Raw genomic sequence first — 21,881 nt, 5'->3', positions numbered from 1 at the left:
CCCGCGTGAGCGCCCCCCCCCGCCGCGCCACCGCCCCCCCCCGGGCCCCCCCCGGCCCCCACGCGGTCCGGGGGGCGGGCCGCGCCCCCCGCCCACCCCCCCCCCCCCGGGGGGGGGGGCTTCGCCGTGTGGCGTTGCTCGGCGTCTTCTAGCGTTCGCAGGCGACGCCGTCGTTGTCGCGGTCCAGGCCGGATCGGTACCCGGGGTCGCCCCGGTGCAGGGGGGCCTTGCCGGCGGCCTTCACCGCGTCGCAGTTCTTGTAGTAGGCGCTGCCGCCGGCACCGCCCTGGGAACCGCCACCCGACGCCCCGTCCGAGTTCGCGTCCGAGCCACCGCCTGACGTTCCGTCCGACGTTCCGCCCGACGACCCGCCAGTGGAACTGCCGCCGGCGTTGCCCTGGTGGTTCGGGCTGGACGGGTCGTTGCGTTCGTCCGCGTAGAGCGCCGCGTACCGGTCCGCCGGGCACAAAGCCCCCGGCTTCACCAGTTGGAGCGCGGGAGAGGCCGCCGGGTACAGCTTGCTCCCGGGCTGGAGCACGTTCGTGCACACCACCCAGGCGTCGTGGTCGGCGGGCAGCGCGAGGTCCAGGTAGCGGCTGTGCTCCTGGATCCGGTCGGCTGCGACACCGGCCGCCACCAGCAGGGCACGCGCCTCCCCGGCGGTGTGCTGGGCGACGTCGGGCATGACACCCGTATGGAACAGGTATGCGCCAGGTAGCGAACTCCGGCCCCGGCCCCCGCCCGGGTGCACGGCTCCACCCCGGCCGGGACTCCCGTATTGCTCGCCCCGGCCCTCGGCTACGCCAGCCCCACCTGTGCCAGGGCCGCGGTGAACCCGGTGCGCCAGGGCTCAGGGGTGGCGCCGGGGGAGGGGGCGGGCGCTGGGCGGGCGAGGGCGGCGAGGGCGTTGCGGACCACCTCGGCGGGGTGGGCGGAGGCGACGTCGGCGTGGCCGAGTTCCAGCTCGTGCTGGAGGTTGTCGCGACCGTGGCCCTGGACGACGTCGAGCAGCAGCAGTCGCCGTCCGAGCGCGCGGGCCTCGCTACAGGTGTCGCCGGAGCTGGTGACGACGAGGTCGGCGGCGGCCATCATGGCGGGGATCCGGTCGGTGTAGCCGAAGGGGTGCAGACGCGGCTCCCGGCGGGCGGCGGCCCGCAGCCGCCGTTCCAGTTCTTGGTTGCGCCCGGCGACGGCGAGCACGTGCGGACCGGCGGCGGCGAGCGAGGCGGCGGTGCGGGCGAGCGGTCCGAGCCCCCAGGCGCCGGACATCAGCAGCACGCACCGCCCGCCCGCCGGGACGCCCAGTTCGGCACGCGCCTCGGCCCGGCCGGGCGGCCGGTAGAACGGTTCCCGCAGCGGAGCGGGCAGGACGGTGACGGCGGCGTCCGGCCGGTAGCGGCGGACGGCGCAGGCGGCGACCTCGGAGGTGACCAGGAACAGGTCGGTGCCCTCCTGCACCCAGAGCCGGTGCGGTGTCACGTCGGTGCAGAACACGAAGTGCCGGAAGTCCCGTTGAGGCAGCCGGTTGACGGCCGAGGTGGCGGTGGCGAACACGGAGACCACCAGCTGCGGCCGCTGCACCGCGACCAGTTGGCGCAGGGCCGGGACGAGCCGGCTGCGGGCGGCCGCGTCGGCGAGCAGCGCGAGCCGGGCGCCGGGCCGCAACGCCGAGAAGTGGAAGGCGTCGTACACGCCGGGCAGGTCGAGCAGCCGCCGGAACACGGCCTCCCCGGCGGCGCCGGAGCGCTGCCCGAGCAGGGCCATCGCGTCGACCGTGTGGGTGGTCCAGCCGCGGGCCCGCAGGGTGTCGGCGCAGGCCTGGGCCATCACGTCGTGGCCCTGGCCGAGGGAGCCGGAGACGAGCAGGGCGTGCGGCATCGGGCGGCCCGCTCAGGAGGCGGCGGAGGCGGCTGCGGCGGCCCGGTACCAGTCGGCGTAACTCCGTACGCCGTCCGCGAAGTTGGTGTGCGGAGACCAGCCGAGCAGGCGCTTGGCCTGGGCGCAGGAGATCCGCCGCCCGGTGTAGTCGGCCTTGCGGCCGTCGATGTGCTCGATCGAGACCGGCCCCAGCAGGTCGTCGACGGTGTCGGCGATGTCGCGCACCGAGACGGCGGTGGAGCCCTCCAGGGCGAAGGTCTGGTCCTCGGCGGCGGGGGACAGGGCCCGGACGTGGGCGTCGGCGAGGTCCTCGACGTAGACGAAGTTGCGGCTCTGCCGCCCGTCGCCGGCGATGGTGATCGGCCGCCCGGTGAGCGCGGCCTGGACGAACCGGGCGACGACCAGTTCGTCGCGCATCCGGGGCCCGTACGGGATGCCGTAGCGCAGGATGGTGAAGTGCTGTCCGTACAGCTCGCGGTAGCTGTGCACCAGCATCTCGGCGGCGAGCTTGGTGGCCACGTAGAGGTGGCCGCTGTGTTCCAGCTCGATCGGCACGTGTTCGTCCAACTCCTGCTCCCCACCGTCGAGTTGATCGTCGGTGAGGGCGGCGCCGTAGACCCAGACGGTGCTCGCCAGCACGGTGCGGCTCAGCCCGCTGCGCCGGGCGGCCTCCAGGACGGCCTCGGTGCCGTCGATGTTGGTCCGCACGGCCCGCACCGGGTCGGCGGAGACCTGTTCGACGTCGGCCATCGCGGCGAGGTGGTACACCACTTCACTGCCGGCCAGCGCGGAGGTGAGGGCCGCGAGGTCGAGGATGTCGAGCCGGGCGTGTTCGGCGTCGGGGTTGAGGTACTTGTCGGTGGTGTCCACCGCGAGGACGTCGTGGCCGGCCGCGAGCAGGTGGTCCACGACGTGTGACCCGATGAATCCACATCCCCCGGTGACGGCTATCCGCACGATCTCTCTCCTTGTCGGGCTCCGTGTCGAGCGCCTTCTCGAACTCCGTGTCGAGCGCCTCGGCGCGCCCGCCTGGTCGGGTCGACCCCGCCCCGGCTATCCGGCGAGTCTCCGGTGCACCGCCGAGACGGCCTCGATGACCTGCTCGGTCTCGTCCCCGGTCATGTCGGAGTGCACCGGCAGGCACACCTGCCGCGCGCAGACGTCCTCGGCGACCGGCAGCGGCCCGCGCCGGTAGGGGGCGAGGACGGGTTGCAGGTGCAGCGGCAGGTCGTACACCTCGCCGGACAGCCGCACGCCGTAGTCCTCGGCGACCGCCCGCTTGAACGCGGCGCGCTCCACCCCGGGCGGCAGCAGCGCCACGTACTTGTAGTAGTTGCCGCGGCAGCCGGGCGGTTCGAGCACCGGCTCCAGGCCGTCGAGCCCGGCCAGCGCCTCGTCGTAGCGGCGGGCGACGGCCCGGCGGGTCTCGATGAACTCCTTGAGGCGGCGCAGGTGCACGGCGCCGACGGCCGCGCTGAGCTCGCTCATCCGCCAGGCGTGGCCGAGCCGGACGTGGTGGTTGGTGGTGAAGGAGCCCTTGCCCTGGTCGCGGTAGGTGCGGGCCTCGTCGCGCAGCTCGGGCGACTCGGTGAGGACCAGGCCGCCTTCGCCGCTGGTGGTGACCTTGGTCGGGTAGAACGAGAAGGCCCCGGCCAGGCCGAACGTCCCGGCGCTGCGCCCGTCGAGGCTGCTGCCGTGGGCGTGTGCGGCGTCCTCGACCAGCGGGACGCCGTGCCGGTCGCAGAGCGCGCGCAGCTCCTCGACCCGCGGGGTGATCAGTCCGCCGATGTGGACGAGTACGACGGCTGCGGTATCCGGGGTGAGGGCCGCCTCCAGCGTCTCGGGGGAGAGCGCCAGGGTGGCCGGGTCGACGTCGGCGATCACCGGGCGCCCGCCGGCGTGCAGGACGGCGCCGGCGGTCGCGTAGAAGGTGACGGCCGGCACGACGACGTCGCGGCCCCGGACGTCGACCGTGCGCAGGATCACCTCCAGCGCCGCGGTGCCGCTGCTCACCGCGACGGCGTGCGAGGCGCCGTGCTCGGCGGCGAAGGCCTGCTCGAAGCGCTCGGTCCACGGGCCCAGGGTGAGGGCGCCGGTGGTGAGCATCTCCATCACCGCCTCGGCGACGGCCGCGCGGTCGGATTCGTCGAACACGATGCGGGCGGCTGGAACGCCCATGGGCACCTCCGGCGGCGGGCTGGGGTCAGCACCGATCGGGTCAGATGGGTCCGAACCACAGGAAAAGGGTCGGGCCTGGCACATCACGCTACTTCGCCCGCCGGGCCGCGGCCCGTCGTCGCCGCCCGCCCGGGTGACGGCGCCCGGCCCCGTCGCCGCGCTGCCGCTGCCCCCGTCAGCGCTCCGTCGCCGCCGCCGGGAGTGCGCCCGACTGCTCCCGCCACAGCTGATGCGCTTCCGCCGTCCGGGGAGGGGCCGTACTGCGTCCGCAGTACGCAAACGGCCTGCGCAGGGACGACGACGGAGGAGGGGCCGGCGATCAAGGATGGGCCATGCTGCGGGCGGTCCGCGCCGAAAGGCGTCGGGGCGGCCGCGGTGCGCACGCTGACCGAGATCCGAAGGAGTCCACTCTTCCGTGGCCACGTTCCTGTACCGCCTGGGCCGCTGGGCCTTCGTCCGACGCCGGCTGGTGACCCTGCTCTGGGTCGCCGTGCTGGCGGTCTGCGGAGTCCTGGCGGCCAAGGCGCCCGCCGCACCCGACGACGGCTTCGCGATGCCCGGTACGGAGGCGCAGAAGGCCTTCGACCTGATGAACGAGCGCTTCCCCGGCGGCCACGCCGACGGCGCCTCGGCCCGCCTGGTGTTCGTCGCCCCGTCCGGGCAGAAGATCACCGCCGAGCCCAACCAGCAGGCGGTGGAGCGGACGGTCGCCGAGCTCGCCCACGCCGACGAGGTCACCGGCGCGGTCAGCCCGTTCAAGGCCAACACCGTCTCCAAGGACGGCACCACCGCGTACGCGACCGTCAGCTACTCCGTCAAGGCGGGCGAGCTGTCCAAGGGCGCCACCGACGCCCTCGAACAGGCCGCCCAGCACGGGCGGGACGCCGGGCTCAAGGTCGAGGTCGGCGGCAACGCGCTGATGGCCAAGCCCGAGGCCGGCGGCAGCAGCGAGATGATCGGCATGGCGCTGTCCGCGGTCGTCCTGGTGATCACCTTCGGCTCACTCGTGGCCGCGGGCCTGCCGCTGCTCACCGCCGTGATCGGGGTCGGCCTCGGCATGGCCCTGATCACCGGGCTGGGCAGCACGCTCGGCCTGTCCTCCACCACCAGCACGCTCGCGATGATGCTGGGCCTCGCGGTCGGCATCGACTACGCCGTGTTCATCGTCTCCCGCTTCCGGGCCGAGCTCGCCGAGGGCCACACCCCGCAGGAGGCGGCCGGCCGGGCCGTCGGCACCGCCGGCTCCGCCGTGGTGTTCGCCGGACTCACCGTGGTGATCGCCCTGGCCGGGCTCTCGGTGGTCGGCATCCCGATGCTCGCCAAGATGGGCATGGCCGCGGCCGGCACGGTGGTCATCGCCGTCCTGGTCGCGCTCACCCTGGTCCCCGCGCTGCTCGGCTTCATCGGCCGCCGGGTGCTGCCCCGCAAGGCCCGCAAGGGCACCGTCCAGCCGAAGAAGGAGAACGGCGGCTCCCGCTGGGCCAAGTTCGTGCTGCGCCGCCCGCTCGCGGTGCTGCTCGGCGGCGTGATCGGCCTCGGGGTGCTCGCCGCCCCGGCGCTCGACCTGCGGCTCGGCCTGCCCGGGGACGAGTCCAAGCCGACCTCCACCACCCAGCGCCGCGCCTACGACCTGCTGTCCGAGGGCTTCGGCCCCGGCTTCAACGGGCCGCTGACCGTCATGGTGGACGTCAAGGGCACGCCCGATCCGAAGGCCGCCGCGAGCGAGGTCGCCAAGACGGTCTCCGGGCTGCCCGGCGTGGTCTCCGTCACCCCGCCGATGTTCAACAAGGCGGGGGACACCGCCCTGCTGAACGCCGTCCCGTCCACCGGTCCGAGCGCTGCGGAGACCAAGGACCTGGTCCAGGCGATCCGCGGCCACGCCGCCGGCCTCAAGACGACCACCGGGGCGACGGTCCTGGTCAGCGGCACGACGGCGATGAACATCGACGTCTCGCAGAAGCTCACCGACGCGCTGGTGCCCTACCTCGCGGTGGTCGTCGGCCTCGCCGTCGTCCTGCTGCTGGTGGTGTTCCGCTCGGTGCTCGTCCCGCTGAAGGCGGCGCTCGGCTTCCTGCTCTCGGTGGCCGCCGCGCTCGGCGCGGTCGTCGCGGTCTTCCAGTGGGGCTGGCTGGCCAACCTGATCGGCGTCGAACAGACCGGCCCGGTGATGAGCATGATGCCGATCTTCATGGTCGGCGTGGTCTTCGGCCTCGCCATGGACTACGAGGTGTTCCTGGTCACCCGGATCCGCGAGGGCTTCGTCCACGGCGAGCAGCCCGACGAGGCCATCGTCACCGGCTTCCGGCACAACGCCCGGGTGGTCACCGCCGCCGCGTTCATCATGATCGCCGTCTTCGCGGGCTTCATCGGCATGGGCGAACCGATGATCAAGATGATGGGCCTGGGCCTCGCCGCGGCCGTCGCCTTCGACGCCTTCGTGGTCCGGATGGCCATCGTCCCGGCCGTCCTGGCCCTGCTCGGCCGCCGCGCCTGGTGGCTGCCGCGCTGGCTGGACCGGCTGATACCGGACATCGACGTCGAGGGCAGCAAGCTGCAGACCGCCGCCCCCGAACCGGCCCCGGTCCGGGAGTCCGTCGGCGTCTAGGGCGTGTCTTCAAGCCCCCGTCGACCCCCCTGCGGACCAGCCGGGGCCCGTCCCGATCCACGGGGCGGGCCCCGGCCCGGACAATGGTTCGATCCCTACCGTTACCGTTGCTGTCGGGGTCCGCCACGCACACGGCGGCCCCCGACCCGGCCCACCCCGCCCGGCAGGGCGCGGTTCGGCACGAACTGGCAGAACCCGGCGAGGGTGCCGCCAGGGCACCCCCGACCCGGAGAGCACCACGATGAGCGACACCTGGCAGCGGCTGCGCCGCGACCACCCCCGGCTGCTCGACGCCGTCGGCGGCGCCGTGCTGATCGCGATGACCGGCCTCGGCGTCACCGTCGACCAGACCGGCCACGTCATCTCCTTCAGGCCGCTCAGCGCCACCATCGCGCTGGCCTCCGCCGTCACCGTGTTCGCCCACCGACGGCACCCGCGGACCGTGGTCGTCATCACGCTGATCTGCACGATGGCCCTCATCCTCACCACCCCCCGCCTCACCCCCGGGCTGGCCACCCCGCTGCTGCTCGCCCTCTACTTCCTCGCCGTCCGCACCGACCGCGCCACCGCCCTGCGCGCCTCGATCGCCTCCGCCGTCCTGCTCACCGGCACCTCGCTGATCGGCGACGGCGGCGGCCCGATCGGCCAACGGCTCGGCGTCCTCGCCTGGGCCCTGCTGCCCGGCGCCCTCGGCGACTCCATCCGCAACCGCCGCGCCCACCTCGCCGCCATCGAGGAACGCGCCGAACGCGCCGAACGCACCCGCGAGGAGGAGGCCCGCCGCCGGGTCGCCGACGAGCGGATCCGGATCGCCCGCGACCTGCACGACGTCGTCGCCCACCACATCGCCCTCGCCAACGCCCAGGCCGGCATCGCCGTCTACCTCATGGACCGCCACCCCACCCAGGCCCGCGAGGTGCTCAGCCACATCACCGACGCCACCGGCTCCGCGCTCCAGGAACTGCGCGCCACCGTCGGCCTGCTGCGCCGCGCCGAGGAGCCCGCCCCGCTCGAACCGGCCCCCGGCCTCGACCGGCTCCCCGAGCTGATCAACGCCTTCGAACGCACCGGCCTGCCGGTGCGGCTCACCGTCGAGGGCGAGGCCCGCGCGCTCTCGCCCGGCGTGGACCTCACCGCCTACCGGATCGTCCAGGAGTCCCTGACCAACGTCGCCAAGCACGCCCAGGGCGCCGGCGCCGATATCACCCTCGCCTACAGCGGCAGCCGGGTCGCCGTCAGCGTCGCCAACGGCCGCCCGCCGACCAGCGCACGCCCCCGGCAGGCCCTGCTGCCCCACCCGGCCCCCGGCGAGGGCGGCTTCGGACTGATCGGCATGCGCGAACGGGCCGGCGCGGTCGGCGGCCGCCTCACCGCAGACAGCCGGCCCGACGGCGGCTTCCTGGTCACCGCCGAACTTCCGCTGCGCACCGGCGCCCGGGACGACAGCGCCGGTCGCGGTGGCTGTGCCGGTCGCGGTGACAGCGCCGTACGGGCGGACCGTGCCGGCCGGGAAGACCGTGCCGTTCGAGTAGACCGTGCCGGCCGGGAAGACCGCGCCGTTCGAGTAGACAAGGACCACGCATGACCATCCGGGTACTGCTCGCGGACGACCAGGCGCTGCTGCGCGGTGCGTTCCGGGTGCTGATCGACGCCGAGGACGACATGGAGGTGGTCGGCGAGGCCGCCGACGGCCACCAGGCCGTCGAACTCGCCCGCGCCACCCGCCCCGACATCGTCCTGATGGACATCCGCATGCCCGGCGCCGACGGCCTCGGTGCGACGGCCGCCATCTGCGGCGACGAGGACCTGGCCGGCACCCGGGTGCTGATCCTCACCACCTTCGAGATCGACGAGTACGTGGCCCAGGCACTGCGGGCCGGCGCCGGCGGCTTCCTTGGCAAGGGGGCGGACCCGGCGGAACTGCTCGCGGCCGTCCGCACCGTCGCCGCCGGGGACGCCCTGCTCTCGCCCGCCGCCACCCGGGCCGTCATCGACCAGCTCCTCGCCCAGCCCGATCCGGCGGCCGGCGGCACCTCCGAGCGGCTGTCCGTGCTCACCGCGCGCGAGCGCGAGGTGATGTCGATGGCCGCCACCGGGCTCACCAACGAGGAGATCGCCGAGCGGATGTTCGTCAGCCCGTTCACCGTCCGCACCCACGTCCACCGCGCGATGGCCAAGCTGGACGCCCGGGACCGGGCCCAACTCGTCGCGATCGCCTACCAGTCCGGCCTGGTCCCGCCGGGCCGTCCGGCCTGACCGGCGAAGGCCCGCCCGTCGGCTCATCCGTCGGCCCGTCCGTCGGCCCGTCCGTCCAACTCGCCTGGTTTGCGCCGGTAGCAGGGCTGAGCGACCGTCAAACTCCGGCCATATGTCGGTGATCTGAATTCCAGCCTGCCCGAAAACGACCTCCGAACTGGTGTATCAGCGAGTAGTCTGCCGATGACTCAGGATGAGGAGGGTGTTCGTGGAAACGAAGGACACGGCAGGCGAGGTGCGGATTCTCCAGCCGTTGCCCGGGCGCACGGCGGACGGATCGCAGGAGTTCGACCTGCGGTTGACGCGTTTGCTCCGCCTGCTCGGGGCTGAGGCCGCGCACGGGGCGGACTTCCCGAGCGCGGCCCGGTGGGAGGTCCACAAGGCGCTTTCCGGGCGTACCGACCTGCCCGAGGAGTACTTCGAGGCACTGCTGGAAGCGGCGATCTACGACCCCAACCCGAGCTTCAACCGGCGCTTCGTCGAGCCGGCCCTGCTCGCTTTCGGCCAGCGCCGGGTCCGGCTGACCCTGCTCGGCTACCTGCACACCGGCACCGACACCGAGCGCGCTGGCGCCGCCCGGGCCTGGTACTGGACGTCCCTGTCGGTTGGGGACGGCCGCGGCACGGCCGCCGCCGACGAGGGGTCGACCGTGCGGGACGCCTGGTACGAGGCCGCGCTGCGGGAGTTCGTCGCCAACGAGGACCTGGACGTGCGGCGCTGCATCCTCCCCGGGCTGCCCCTCGTGCCGCGTGCCTACCCGTCGCGGCTGCACGCCCTGGTGGAGGCCGCGGTGGCCATCGCGAGGGCGCACCCCGACGAGTACATCCGGCACCGCGCCGAGGTCCAGGTCGGTCTCTGACCGCCCCCGGCCCCGCCAGGCCCACCGGCGGGGCCGGGCGACCGCGCTGGGGGCCGAACTCGGCCGTCACGGCGTCCCGTTGGCGGCCCCGTCGACCGGGTCGGTCAGCCCGTCTTGACGGTGATCTCGCCGATGTTCGTCCCGAGGTCCAGCTTGTACTGGCCGTTCGGGTCGTTCTGGACGCCGATGTGCTTCTCGCCCAGGTCGGTCGAGGCGGTGACGTGGTACGAGGCGGTCGGCACGGTCACGTTGATCTCGCCGTTGGAGGTCTTCGCCGTGATGTTCTGGGCCTTGCCGGGGGTGAGCTTGATCCCGCCGTTGTCGGTCTTGGCGCTGACCCGGTCGCCCTTGAGCGAAGTGCCCTTGATCTCGCCGTTGTCGGTGCGCACGTCGACCGGCCCGGCCACGTCGTCGAGCGTGATGTCGCCGGAGCTGGTGTGCACCGAGACGTCGCCGACCTGGGTGAGCTTGATCCCGCCCGCCGACGTCCCCCCGGTGATCGGCAGCCCCGGCGGCAGCTCGACGGTGTAGTCCACCGAGCAGTTGCGCCCGCAGCCGCCGAGCACCAGCACGCCGCCGTCCACCCGGGTGCTCGCGCCCGGCTTGCCGCTCCGGTACGTGATGTTGCGGTGGACGGCGGCCTGGGTGGCGCCGGCCTTGCCGCGCACGGTCACCTCCCCGGCGTCGCTGTCCAGCCGGATGCCGGTGATCTTGTCCGTGACGGTGGCGTCGTCGGTGAAGTTGGTCCCGATCGGGTTGCAGGCGCTGAGCACCCCGGCGGAGACCCCGGCGACCACGAGAGCCCCCGCGAAACGGTGGTACCTGCCCATGTTCGTCCCCCATGTGTCCTGCGCTGCTTGTTGCGCGATAGCCCCTGATGACTGCCCCCGTCCGGAGCCGTCCCGACGACAGTAACCGCACGTGGTGGCCCCGGTCGGTGGTATTAACCCCCCAAAAGCGACTCCAGTCAGCCCCCCGGCGCCGCTCCCCCCACCCCCACCCGTGCCCACCTGGGCCCATCCGTGCCCCTGCCGTCGCCCCCGAGGAAAAATCTGTAGACCGGCCTACATATTTTCCGGGGGCGGTCGCGGAGCCGTTTTCCGCACAGGAAGTCGGACCCGCCGACTTCCTGTGCGCAGGGCGGAATCGTCGGATCAGCGGTTGTTCGGGGAGGGTCCGGGCTCGGGGCGGGGAATCAGTAGACCGGTCGGTATATTCACCCCGGGGCGCCGTCAGGGCTTGCGACCCACCGCGCCGTAGATGCTGACGCGGTCGGCGCCAGGGGCGGGGGCGGCGTCGGGGCGCCAGAGGGGGACGGTGGTGATGCCGGGGTCGAGGAGGTCGAGGCCGTCGAAGAAGGTGCGGACCTCGTCGCGGGTGCGGCCGACGAGGGGGGCGGTGGCCTTGTCGTAGATGCCGGTGACGCGGTCGCGGACCTCGGCGGGGATGAAGTCGGCAGTGCCGTGCGAGAGGACGAGGTGGCTGCCGGAGGGGAGCGCGTCCATCAGCGTGTCGACCGCCTGGTACGGCTTGTCCTCGTCGCGCAGGAAGTGCAGGACGGCGGCCAGGACGAGGCCGACCGGTCGGGAGAGGTCGAGGAGCCCTGCGGCCTCGACGGCGGCGAGTACGGCGGACGGCTCGCGCAGGTCGGCCTGGAGGACGGCGGTCCGCCCCGGGCCCGTGCCGGACATCAGGGCGCGGGCGTGGCTGAGCACGATCGGGTCGTTGTCGACGTAGGCGACCTGCGCCCCGGGATTGGCGGCCTGGGCGATCTCGTGGGTGTTGCCGGCGGTGGGGATGCCGGTGCCGATGTCGAGGAACTGGTCGATGCCGAGGTCGGCGACGCAGCGCACCGCGCGGGTGAGGAAGCCCCGGTTGGCCCGCGCGGTGGAGCGGAACTCCGGATTGGCGGCGAGCGCCTTCTCGGCGGCGGCCCGGTCGGCGGGGAAGTTGTCCTTCCCGCCGAGGTAGTAGTCGTACATCCGGGCCGGGTGCGGGATGTCGGGCCGTAGGTCGGCCGGGGTTCCGGCTTCGCCGGACTCCCACAGGTCGTCGTGTCCCACGGCCGTTGCCTCCGTCTGTTGACGATCGGATGATCTGCTTGTAACTCCCTCGGCGGACAGCCTAAAGCCCAGGTCACGGCCCTGGTGGCGGTTGGTCGGGTCACCCCCGTATGTCCGTTTTCGTCGCCCATCGCGCGCCCCCGGTCGTCCCGGCGCAGGATGGGAGGTCCCGGCGGCGAACCGTCGCCGGACGACGGAAGCGGAAAGGCCGGGGAACGGGAGGTCCGACGCCGTGGTGATCGCTATGGCAGACATCCGCGAATGGCGCGGCCACGTCGTGGTCGACGAGAAGAGCCACCGCATCGGCTCGCTGGAGTCCGTCTACGTGGAGACGGCCACCGACCAGCCGTTCTTCGCCACCGTCACGGTCGGCCTGGTGACCAAGCGCCGCCTGGTGTTCGTCCCGCTCGACGGGGCGGTCGTCGGGCCGGACTACGTCCGGGTGGCGTTCCCGAAGAACCAGGTCAAGCAGGCGCCGTCGATCGGCACCGACGACGTCCTGCCCGCCGAGGAGGAACCGGCCGTGTTCGCGCACTACGGGCTCCCGTACGAGACCGGCGCCGGTGGCGAGCGCCGCCTCGCCCGCCGCTGAGCACAGCCGCTGACCAAAGCCGCTGAACACCGCCGCTGAACCGCCGAAGGCCCCAGCGCCCCTCGCCCGCATCGCCCCGCCCGGGAATGGATACCCCGCCGGGTACAGTTGTCAGTCGACAGTCGATGCGAAAGGCGGCCCGGACATGCAGGTGGACGAGGAATCGGTCGGCGCGGTCCTGAACCGGCTGCGCCGTGCCCAGGGCCAGTTGGCCGGGGTGATCGCGATGATCGAGGCGGGCCGTGACTGCAAGGACGTGGTCACCCAGCTCGCGGCGGTCTCGCGCGCCCTGGACCGGGCCGGGTTCAAGATCGTGGCCAGCGGCATGCGCCAGTGCATGGCCGTCTCCGACGAGGACACCCCGCCGATGAGCGAGGCCGAGCTGGAGAAGCTGTTCCTCGCCCTGGCATAAGTCAGGAAGCCGAGGAGCGCAGAAGCCAAGAGGCACAGAGGCGCAGCAGCGCAGCAGCACAGGAGGGCCGCGACGGATCCCGTCGCGGCCCCCCGGCGTTTCCGGCCCTCCCAGCGCTCCCGGCGTTTCCGCCGAGGATTCCCGCCGCCCGCCACGGAGTTCCCGAACCGCCCGATGGGCCGTCACGCGCCGTTCACGTCCCGGTCGCTGACTTTCGGGTGAATGAGGGCCGCCCGCAGTTGTACAGCCAACTGCCGGGCCCTCCCTCCCCAGCCTCCGTGACCAGCCGCGCGCGGACCCGGCGCCGACCCCCGGCGGACCGGGCCCCGGGCGGCGGACAGGACAACCGTGGCCGCAGGCAGCGCCCTGACCCTCACCTCCTCCGCCAACCCCACCGAAGGCGACCGGCTCACCTTCCACTGGACGACCGACGCCCCCGACGCCAAGAACTGGGTCGGCGTCTACGACGGCGGCCGCCAGCCCGGCAACGGCAGCTCTCTCGTCTGGAAGTACGTCCCGGGCACCTCCGGCGACCTCCAGCTCGACACCTCCGCGCTGACCGGCGGCCCGTACACCGCCTACCTGCTCGCCAAGGACGGCTACGGCGTCCTCGCCCAGACGGCCCCGTTCAGCTTCCGCGCCAAGCCGGCCGTCGTCCGCCCGCACAGCGCCGTGGACGCCCTCACCACCGCGCCCGTCGCCCCCGGCGCGGCGGTCTCCGTCAAGCTCGGCGGCCTCTGGTCCCGCCCGGCCGGCAACCCGGCGGGGAGCGCCGCCTTCCGCAAGGTCAGCGGGCCGTCCTGGCTGAACGTCACCGCCGACGGCACGCTCACCGGCACCGCGCCCGCGGCGGGCAAGAGCCCCGAGGTGGCCGTCGTCGGCGTCAAGGACAGCGCGGGTGCCGTCGACACCGTCACCGTCCTCATCCCCGTGGTCGACCCCGCCGCGCCGCCGCGCCTCAAGGCCGCCAGCTGGAACCTGCACGACGCCGGCGCCGGGTACACCGACGCCCTGGAGAAGCAGCTGCGCGTCGTCCTCACCCAGGGCCTGGACGTGCTCGCCCTCCAGGAGACCGCTGGTGAGCGGGCGAAGACCCTGGCCGACGCGCTCGGCTGGTACGCCTACCAGAGCCCCGGCAGCGTCGGCATCCTGAGCCGCTACCCGCTCGCCGACGTCACCCCGCCGACCGCCGACCTGCCCGCCGCCGGGGCCACCGTGCAGCTCCCCGGCGGCCGGGCCGTCCGGTTCTGGGCCGCGCACCTCGACGAGGCCGGCTACGGCCCGTACGCGCTCCAGGACGGTCGGACGGCCGCCCAGACGGAGGCGGCCGAGACCGCCTCGCTCCGCCTGAAGCAGGCCAAGGCCCTGGCCGCCGCAGTGCGCGCGGACATCGCCCGGCGGACCCCGGTGGTGCTCGCCGGCGCCCTCTCCTCGCCGTCCCACCTGGACTGGACGGCCGCCACCGCCGCCGCGCACGGCGGCGTCGGGGTGCTCAACTGGCCCGTCGGCGTGGCCCTTCAGGGCGCGGGGCTGACCGACACCTTCCGCGAGGAGCACCGCGACCCGGTCAAGTTCCCGGGCGCGACCTGGTCGCCGACCCGCAAGCAGCGCGGCGCCAAGCCCGAGCCGCAGGACCGCATCGACTACGTCCAGTACGCGGGCCCGCTGAAGCTGGTCGAGGCGCACACCCTGGTCGCCGACTGGCCGCAGCCCGAGCCGAACACCGCCGCCAACGAGTGGCCCTCCGACACCGCCGCCGCCGTCGCCACTTTCCAGCTCTGAGAGGCCAGTTCGTGATGTCCGAGCTCTCCCGCCGCACCTTCGTCGGCGCCACCGCGGCCGTCGGCGCCACCGCCCTGACCGGATTGGGCGCCGCCCCCGCCGAGGCCGCCCCCGCCGCCGCCCCTGCCGCCTCCGAGCGGCTGACGGGCACCATCAAGGACGTCAAGCACGTCGTCGTGCTGATGCAGGAGAACCGCAGCTTCGACCACTACTTCGGCACGCTCAGCGGCGTCCGCGGCTTCGGCGACAAGCAGGCGCTCCAATTCCCGGACGGCGCCGACGTGTTCCGCCAGCCGGACAGCCGCCGCAGCGACGGCGGAGCCATGCTGCCGTACCGGATGGACACCTCGAAGTACAACGCGCAGAACGCCGGCGGCCTGCCCCACGACTGGGCGACCGGCCACCAGGCGATCAACAACGGCGCGATGAACAAGTGGATCGCCGCCAAGGGCGAGCGCACCATGGGCTACTTCACCCGGGACGACATCCCCTACCAGTACGCCCTGGCCGACGCGTTCACCCTCTGCGACGCCTACTTCACCTCCCTCGCCGGCCCGACCGACCCCAACCGGCTCTACCTCTGGACGGGCACCTCCGGCCCCGGCCGCGACGGCACCACCGGGCCCTGGATCGACAACACCCCGGTCACCGACAACCCCGTCGCCGACTGGACCACCTACGCCGAGCGCCTGGAGCAGGCCGGCGTCAGCTGGCGGGTCTACCACAACCCCAGCAAGGACGACCGCACCGGCGACTACGACGACAACGCCCTCTCCTACTTCAAGCAGTTCCACAACTTCCCGCCCACCGACCCGCGTTACATCAACGCGATGACCAAGTTCGACCCGGCCGCCTTCGACCGCCACTGCAAGGACGGCACCCTGCCGACCATCTCCTGGCTGGTCGCCCCCTACCTCTTCTCCGAGCACCCGGAGGCCGGCCCGGCGTACGGGGCGCACTGGGTCAACCAGGCCCTCCAGTCGCTGATGTCCAACCCGGCGGTGTGGGAGCACACCGTCTTCCTGGTCATGTACGACGAGAACGACGGCTACTTCGACCACATGGTCCCGCCCACCCCCGAGCCCGGCACTCCCGAGGAGTTCACCCAGGGCCGCGCCATCGGCCTCGGCAACCGCGTCCCGCTGTGGGTCGTCTCGCCCTGGTCGCGCGGCGGTTGGGTCAACTCCCAGGTCTTCGACCACACTTCCGTGCTGCGCTTCATGGAGCTGGTCACGGGCGTCGCCGAGCCGAACATCTCGGCCTGGCGCCGGTCCGTCTGCGGCGACCTCACCAGCTGCTTCGACTTCGCCGCGCCGAACCCGTCCGTCCCGGCGCTGCCCGACACCACCGCCCTGATGGCCAGGGCCGACGCGGGCACCAAGCTGCCCGGCGTCGCCCTCCCGGCGGTCGGAGCCCAGTCGATGCCCGTCCAGGAGCGCGGCGAGCGCCCGCACCGCCCGCTGCCCTACCAGCCGTGGGCCGACGTGGAGGTGGACCGCAAGACCGGCAAGGTCACCTGCACGATGAGCAACGACGGTTCGGTGGCCTTCCCGTACACCGTCTACCCGAACATCGCGCTGCCCTTCGCGGGCACCCCGTACACCGTCGCCCCCGGCGCCACCGCCCGGTACGTCTGGGACGCCGCCACCACCAACGGCCGCTACGACTTCACCGTCCACGGCCCGGACGGCTTCGTCCGCCGCTTCGCCGGCACCGTGGTTCGGGACGGGCAGGACGGCCAGAACGACATCGGCGTGCCGATCGTCACCGCCGACCTGCACGGCAGCGTGCGGCTCACCTTGCAGGTGGCCAACGACGGCATGACCGACGTCTCCTTCACCGCCGCCCCCAACGACTTCGCCGGCACCGCGCAGACCGTCCGGGTCAAGCCCGGGCAGCAGGTGAACCTGTCCTGGCCGCTGGACAAGCAGGGCCGCTACGACGTCGTCGTCACCGCCCACACCGGCCTGCGCTTCGTGCAGCGCTACGCGGGCTGGGTGCACTGACCCGGTAGCGGGCGGGCCGCGGGCCGGGGGCGCCGAACCGGTGACCCCCGGCCGTGGCTCGGCCGTCCGGGCGGGGCCCGGGGCTACCGTCGGGCGCATGCAGAAGATCACCACCTTCCTCTGGTTCGACGACCAGGCCGAAGCGGCCGCCACCTTCTACACCTCCCTCTTCCCCAACTCCCGCATCACGCAGGTCACCCGCTACCCCGAGACCGGCCCCGGCGGAGCCGGCTCGGTCATGACCGTCGCCTTCGAACTCGCCGGGCGGGAGTACGCGGCCCTCAACGGCGGCCCCGAGTTCCACTTCACCGAGGCCATGTCGCTGCAGGTGGAATGCGAGGATCAGCAGGAGGTCGACGAGCTCTGGGCCGAGCTCACCGCCGACGGCGGCCAGGCGGGCCCGTGCGGCTGGCTCAAGGACCGCTTCGGCCTCTCCTGGCAGATCACCCCGCGCGTCCTGCTCGACCTGATCGCCGACGAGGACCGGGCCAAGGCCGGCCGGGTGATGGCGACGATGATGCGGATGCAGAAGATCGAGGTCCAGCCGCTGCTCGACGCGGCCAGGGGCTGACGCGATGGCCGCGCCCGCCTTCCGCAGCACCCTCTACCTGCGCGCCACCCCCGAGCGGGTCTGGCACGCCCTCACCAATGCCGACGAGTCCGGCCTCTACTGGGGCCACCGCAACGTCTCCACCTGGCTGCCCGGCGCGCCCTGGGAGCACCAGCGGGCCGACGGCTCCGGGACGGCCGACGTGATCGGCGTCGTCGAGGCCGTCGACCGCCCGCACCGGCTGGTCACCACCTGGGCGGGGCCCGGGGAACGACGCCCGGGCGGCCCCTCCCGGGTCACCTTCGAGCTCCGGGGCTGGCACGACCTCACCCGGCTCACCGTCACCCACGACCAGCTGGCCGACGAGGCCGAGCGGGCGGACGTCGAGCAGGGCTGGTCGGCGGTGCTGTCCAACCTGAAGACCTACCTGGAGACCGGCCACCCGCTCCCGCAGGAACCCTGGTCGATGCCCTGAGCCCCCTGAGCCCCCTGAGCCCCCCGACCCCCCGGAGTCCGACGCAGGGTCAGCGCCCGGCCCGCACCGCCGGGCGCGCCCGCTCGCCCCGGACGAACCGGCGCAGCCCGGCGAACCGCGAGAACCGCTCCCGGCTCGCCACCGAGGCCCGGTCCAGCTCCTCCATCAGCCGCCGGCTGCGGTGCTCCAGGTCCAGTTCGTCCAGGATCCGGTCCACCTCGGCCAGTATCGAACCGTGCAACTGCCACGCCTCCGGGTGCTCCCGCACCTTCTGCAGCAGCACCTGGGCGACGTTCTCCCGGCAGGTCCAGGCCGCGGCCAGCTCGGCGGTCAGCCGCCGCTCCGCCTCCTCGGCGCTGCGGCTCACCTGGGTGGTGACCAGCACCGCGAAGCTGACCATGGCCCCGCCGACGTGCGCCAGCAGTTCCTCCAGGCCCACCGCGACGTCCGGCGGGAACAGCCGCTCGCCGGGCGCGCGCCGCTTGGCCAGGTCGGTCAGCGAGCGCGCCAGCACCCGGATCACCACCACGCAGATCTCCAGGGTGTCCAGCCCGGTGCGCAGCACCAGCCGGGACAGCAGCCCGTCGTTGATCCGCGGATTGAGCCGCAGGCTGTCCTCCGCCTGGCGCAGTGCCACGTCCACGTCGGCGATGGCGTGGTCGAGCCGGCGGGCCTCGTGCAGCTGCTCGGCGGCCCGGGCGACCGGGGTCGGACGGCCCAGCTGCTCGGCGATGTCCAGCAGCAGCTGGCGGGCCCGCCGGGCGAGGTCCTCGATCGACTCCCCGGCGGTGTCCACCCAGACCGGCGGGGCGAACAGCAGGTTGAACAGCAGGCCGACGGCGGCGCCGATCAGCGTCTCCAGCACCCGGTCCCAGGCCTGCGAGGCGAGCCCGCTGACGCCGAGGATCAGCATGGCGCTGATCGCGACCTCCTGGACGAACTCCTCGACCCGGACGAACCGGCCGACGACCAGCGAGGCCAGGATGATCAGCCCGAGGCTCCACCAGGAGAGCCCCACCACGGCGCTGAAACCGGTCGCGATCAGCACGCCGACCACCACCGAGTTGACCCGGCGGATGCTGGTCTTGAGCGTCGAGTAGACGGTGACCTGCACCACCAGCAGCGCGGTGAGCGGGGCCGTCAGCGGGGCCGGCTCATTGCTGAGTCGGGTGGCCACCGCGAAGGCGAGGGTGGCGGCCACGGTGGCCCGTACGGTCTGGACGACGAAGGGTTCTCGGGCGCCGCGGCGGATCAGGGCCGTGAGGGACTCCGGGAGAAGGGCCATGTCGCCCTTCTTTCCCTGTGGCAGCCCTTCACACCGCCGAGCCGCCCGACCGGCACCCGTATGCCCGGGCCTTGACCCGGGCCAGGGTCACGGCGGCGGGATACGGCCTACCGCGGGTCCTGACGGTTCAGCCGCAGCTTCCAGGGCGCCAGCGCCGACTCGACCTGCACCCCGATGCTCATCTTCGACGCGCCCTCGATCCGCTCCTCGAAGCGGATCGGCACCTCGCGGATCGTCAGGCCGCGCTGGACGACCCGGTAGTTCATCTCGACCTGGAACGAGTACCCGCTGCTCTGCACGGTCGGCAGGTCGATCGCCCGCAGGGTGCTCGCCCGCCAGGCCTTGAAACCGGCGGTGGCGTCCCGGACGCCCAGGCCGAGGATGGTGTTGACGTAGAGGTTGGCCCACGCGGACAGGGCCTTGCGGTGCCAGGGCCACTCCGCGGCGGTCGAACCGCCGGGCACGTAGCGGGAGCCGAGCACCACGGCGGTGTCGTCGGCCAGCAGGGCCTGGACCATCGCGGGTATCGCCGAGGCCGGGTGCGAGAGGTCGGCGTCCATCTGGACCACGACGTCGGCGTCCTCGTCCAGGGCCCGGGCCATGCCGGCCAGGTAGGCGCGGCCGAGGCCGTCCTTCTCGGTGCGGTGCAGCACGCCCACGGTGCCGCCAGACTCCGCGGCGAGCTTGTCGGCGATCTCGCCGGTGCCGTCCGGCGAGTTGTCGTCGACCACCAGCAGGTGCAGGCCCGGTACCGGGAGGTCCGCGAGAAGACCCGCGAGGACCGGAAGGTTCTCCCGTTCGTTGTACGTGGGGACGACGACAACGACCTTCGGGGAGGCCTCGACCATGTTCTGTTTCCCTCGTGCCCTTTCCGGCCGGCACCCGTGCCACGCCGGACGGTTGTCCTTGACGACCTGCGGTGGATGAGACCGTGCGAGTGTATCGGTGCGGCGGACGGTTCCTCGCCCCGGGTGACGGGCTGGGCACGGCCGGCCACGGCCCGGAAATCCGTTCGACCGCGATGCGTGCCCGGGGCGCCGCGTCACCGCCCCGATCCGTCGTTCCGGGAAATTTCTTCGACGGCCCCTCGCAGACGGTCCCTCGCAGCTCCCGGCGGGCTACGCCCCGCCGTAGACGGTCGCGAGGTTGTCCCGGGCCGGGTGGGTCAGGCCGGCCGGGCCGGCGGCGAAGGTGCGCAGGACGTTCTCGGTGACCCGGCGGACCAGGTCCCCGGCCCGGGCGTCGATCCCGTGGTCGGCGCTGCCGCCCCCGGGCCCGTGCGCGTCCAGGGCCTCCACCCAGCGCATCGTCCCGGAGGCGAACACCCCGGCGCCGCCCGGCACGGTGTAGTACGCGGTGTCGGAGTGCGAGCGGCGGCCCTCGCAGACCACGGGGGAGTGCGCGATCACCTCGATCGGACGCGGGGTGGGGAAGGCGGTGTCCACCCGGTCGTACTCGACGCCGACCAGGTGCGGGAACGACGCCCCGGCGGCGACGCCGGTGCCCTCGAACGCCCAGTGCTCCGGCGAGCCGACCACGTACGGGGCGTCCACCGGGTAGCCGTCGTAGATCACGCCGAGCATCGAGCTCTCCGGGTCGGCGCCCGGGCCGGCCCGGAAGTCGGTGGTCGCCGGGGCGCCGGCCTGGTGCCCCGGGTCCTGCGCCCACGCGTCCTTGTAGCAGACCACCGTCCGGTCCGGGCCCAGCTCCGAGGGCTCGAAGCGGACCCGGCGGAAGCAGCAATTGGCGCCCAGGACCGCCAGGTTGGTGCCGGCGTCCCGGGCCGCGACCACCTGGGCGCGCTGCTCGGGGGACCAGTACTCGTCGTGGCCGAGCGAGAGGACGGCGCTCGCGCCGTGCAGCAGCCCGGGCTCGCGGGCCACGTCGATCCCGGTGGTGTAGGCGAGCGGCAGCCCGAGCCGCTCGGCGAGCGCGACCAGTGGCGCCTCGTACACCAGGAACAGCCCGGCGCCGTGGTCGTAGTCGTAGGGCCGATCGAAGACCACCCGCAGCGAGCGGGTGGCCAGACCGCCGGTGGGGCCGTTGTAGAGGCTGTACCCGCCCCACCCGTTGTACGCCTGCCAGGTGGCGGGGGCGCTCATCACCACCGTCCGCCCGGCGGTGGCGGCGGAGCGGACGGTGAGCGGGACGTAGCGCTGGCCGGAGCCGTCCTCGGCGTCCAGGCGCAGCAGGTAGGCGCCCTCGGGCCAGCCGGTGGTGTCCACGGCGAGGGTGCGCTGCCAGCCGGTCAGCACGGTCCTGGTCGCGGGGTCCACGTGCGGGGCGGGCTGCCGGCCGCCCGGGACGTGCTCGCGGCGCCAGACCAGGCGGGCGCGGGCGCCGTCGTACCAGCCGGTGCGGTAGGCGGAGACGGTGAAGGCGGCGGCCGGGGTGGAGACGTGCAGGCCGAACTGCTCACCGGGCAGCACGCTGACCCGGTCGGCGAAGCCCTCGATGGCGTCGGCGGGGCCGGGGTCGGTGATCTCCCAGTCGGGCGCGCCGGGAAGGGACTGCTCCGGCGGGACGTCCACGTGCTGGGCGTCAGCGGTCGGGGCGGGGTCGTCGGCGGAGGGGCGCGGGGCAGGGCCGTCGGACGAGGAGTGCGGGGCGGGGTCCGGGCGGCGGGTGCCGCAGGAGGCGGTGGCCGCCGCCAGCAGGCCCAGGCCCAGAATCCCCCGCCGACTCGGTTCCGCCACCGCTGCCTCCCTGGTGTCCGTCCTCGGCAAACCTGCACACATCGGTCGATCGCGCGGACATCCTCGCCCGTTCCGAGCAGCAGGTGCGGCCCGCCGCGCCGGGACGACCAGCACGGCGGGGCGCCGCCCGCCACCGCTGAGGGCCGTCCGGGGCACCGCTGGCGTGTCCGGACGCGCTGCTCCCCGGCGGCACCGATCCGGTCCCCTAGCCTGACCAGGCCCGCCGTCCGGCGGCCTTTGGGGG

General features: G+C 73.5%; 19 protein-coding genes. 10 read left to right on the top strand and 9 right to left on the bottom strand.

The features are described 5' to 3' along the window. Positions 1-148: 148 nt before the first annotated feature. The 4 genes from ACFV6D_RS10790 to ACFV6D_RS10775 form a co-directional block, all read right to left on the bottom strand. Positions 149-685 (bottom strand): excalibur calcium-binding domain-containing protein, encoded by a 537-nt coding sequence (locus ACFV6D_RS10790; RefSeq protein WP_380559244.1) that lies wholly within the window; start codon positions 683-685, stop codon positions 149-151. A gap of 113 nt (positions 686-798) precedes the next feature. Continuing rightward, positions 799-1,878, bottom strand: coding sequence for a hypothetical protein (locus ACFV6D_RS10785; RefSeq protein ID WP_380559243.1), 1,080 nt, complete (start codon positions 1,876-1,878; stop codon positions 799-801). Positions 1,879-1,890: 12 nt separating this feature from the next. Further along, positions 1,891-2,835, bottom strand: coding sequence for an NAD(P)-dependent oxidoreductase (locus tag ACFV6D_RS10780; RefSeq protein WP_063350681.1), 945 nt, complete (start codon positions 2,833-2,835; stop codon positions 1,891-1,893). Positions 2,836-2,931: 96 nt separating this feature from the next. Continuing rightward, positions 2,932-4,056 carry a DegT/DnrJ/EryC1/StrS family aminotransferase gene (locus ACFV6D_RS10775; RefSeq protein ID WP_380429044.1) on the bottom strand — a complete coding sequence of 375 codons (1,125 nt, stop codon included), beginning with the start codon at positions 4,054-4,056 and terminating at the stop codon, positions 2,932-2,934. Positions 4,057-4,471: 415 nt separating this feature from the next. On the opposite strand from ACFV6D_RS10775, the gene ACFV6D_RS10770 reads away from it, so the two are divergent. The 4 genes from ACFV6D_RS10770 (at position 4,472) to ACFV6D_RS10755 (ending at position 9,776) form a co-directional block, all read left to right on the top strand. Further along, entirely contained in the window at positions 4,472-6,661 is a 2,190-nt protein-coding gene (locus ACFV6D_RS10770) for an MMPL family transporter (protein ID WP_380429041.1), read from the top strand. Between the two features lie 241 nt (positions 6,662-6,902). Beyond that, positions 6,903-8,246, top strand: a complete 1,344-nt coding sequence (locus tag ACFV6D_RS10765; protein ID WP_380559242.1) for a sensor histidine kinase — start codon at positions 6,903-6,905, stop codon at positions 8,244-8,246. Next, the gene (locus ACFV6D_RS10760; protein ID WP_063350685.1) at positions 8,243-8,917 is read left to right on the top strand and encodes a response regulator transcription factor; all 675 of its coding nucleotides are present in this window, start codon (positions 8,243-8,245) and stop codon (positions 8,915-8,917) included. Before ACFV6D_RS10765 ends, ACFV6D_RS10760 begins: the two co-directional genes overlap by 4 nt. A gap of 208 nt (positions 8,918-9,125) precedes the next feature. Continuing rightward, complete coding sequence (locus tag ACFV6D_RS10755; RefSeq protein WP_244293555.1) at positions 9,126-9,776, top strand: hypothetical protein; 651 nt, start codon at positions 9,126-9,128, stop codon at positions 9,774-9,776. 104 nt (positions 9,777-9,880) lie between these two features. Here ACFV6D_RS10755 and ACFV6D_RS10750 read toward each other — a convergent pair whose 3' ends face one another. After that, complete coding sequence (locus ACFV6D_RS10750) at positions 9,881-10,606, bottom strand: DUF4097 family beta strand repeat-containing protein (RefSeq protein WP_063350686.1); 726 nt, start codon at positions 10,604-10,606, stop codon at positions 9,881-9,883. 402 nt (positions 10,607-11,008) lie between these two features. Continuing rightward, a complete protein-coding gene (locus ACFV6D_RS10745) occupies positions 11,009-11,839 on the bottom strand; it encodes an SAM-dependent methyltransferase (RefSeq protein WP_380559240.1) in 831 nt (276 codons plus the stop codon). A gap of 244 nt (positions 11,840-12,083) precedes the next feature. Between ACFV6D_RS10745 and ACFV6D_RS10740 the strand changes: the two genes are divergently transcribed. The 6 genes from ACFV6D_RS10740 to ACFV6D_RS10715 all read left to right on the top strand — a co-directional run bounded on the left by ACFV6D_RS10740 (position 12,084) and on the right by ACFV6D_RS10715 (position 17,656). Next, complete coding sequence (locus ACFV6D_RS10740) at positions 12,084-12,431, top strand: PRC-barrel domain-containing protein (protein ID WP_063350688.1); 348 nt, start codon at positions 12,084-12,086, stop codon at positions 12,429-12,431. 145 nt (positions 12,432-12,576) lie between these two features. Beyond that, positions 12,577-12,843 (top strand): metal-sensitive transcriptional regulator, encoded by a 267-nt coding sequence (locus tag ACFV6D_RS10735; RefSeq protein WP_063350689.1) that lies wholly within the window; start codon positions 12,577-12,579, stop codon positions 12,841-12,843. 348 nt (positions 12,844-13,191) lie between these two features. Beyond that, positions 13,192-14,625, top strand: coding sequence for an endonuclease/exonuclease/phosphatase family protein (locus tag ACFV6D_RS10730; RefSeq protein ID WP_380559238.1), 1,434 nt, complete (start codon positions 13,192-13,194; stop codon positions 14,623-14,625). Positions 14,626-14,639: 14 nt separating this feature from the next. Further along, positions 14,640-16,631: a phosphocholine-specific phospholipase C gene (locus tag ACFV6D_RS10725; RefSeq protein ID WP_063350691.1), complete on the top strand. Its 1,992-nt coding sequence runs from the start codon at positions 14,640-14,642 to the stop codon at positions 16,629-16,631. A gap of 97 nt (positions 16,632-16,728) precedes the next feature. Next, the gene (locus tag ACFV6D_RS10720; protein WP_380343904.1) at positions 16,729-17,202 is read left to right on the top strand and encodes a VOC family protein; all 474 of its coding nucleotides are present in this window, start codon (positions 16,729-16,731) and stop codon (positions 17,200-17,202) included. Positions 17,203-17,206: 4 nt separating this feature from the next. Beyond that, positions 17,207-17,656 (top strand): SRPBCC family protein, encoded by a 450-nt coding sequence (locus ACFV6D_RS10715; RefSeq protein ID WP_380378358.1) that lies wholly within the window; start codon positions 17,207-17,209, stop codon positions 17,654-17,656. 49 nt (positions 17,657-17,705) lie between these two features. On the opposite strand, the gene ACFV6D_RS10710 is transcribed toward ACFV6D_RS10715, so the two are convergent. The 3 genes from ACFV6D_RS10710 to ACFV6D_RS10700 form a co-directional block, all read right to left on the bottom strand. Further along, positions 17,706-18,941 carry an aromatic acid exporter family protein gene (locus ACFV6D_RS10710; protein WP_063350694.1) on the bottom strand — a complete coding sequence of 412 codons (1,236 nt, stop codon included), beginning with the start codon at positions 18,939-18,941 and terminating at the stop codon, positions 17,706-17,708. 107 nt (positions 18,942-19,048) lie between these two features. After that, a complete protein-coding gene (locus tag ACFV6D_RS10705; protein ID WP_063350695.1) occupies positions 19,049-19,789 on the bottom strand; it encodes a polyprenol monophosphomannose synthase in 741 nt (246 codons plus the stop codon). A gap of 270 nt (positions 19,790-20,059) precedes the next feature. Beyond that, positions 20,060-21,637: a N,N-dimethylformamidase beta subunit family domain-containing protein gene (locus ACFV6D_RS10700; protein WP_380559236.1), complete on the bottom strand. Its 1,578-nt coding sequence runs from the start codon at positions 21,635-21,637 to the stop codon at positions 20,060-20,062. Positions 21,638-21,881: the final 244 nt, after the last annotated feature.

This window comes from Kitasatospora sp. NPDC059812 (assembly GCF_042732075.1).
Classification (GTDB): Bacteria; Actinomycetota; Actinomycetes; order Streptomycetales; family Streptomycetaceae; genus Kitasatospora.
The sequence above is the reverse complement of the archived record's forward strand: the minus strand, read 5'-3'. Positions and strand labels throughout refer to the sequence as shown.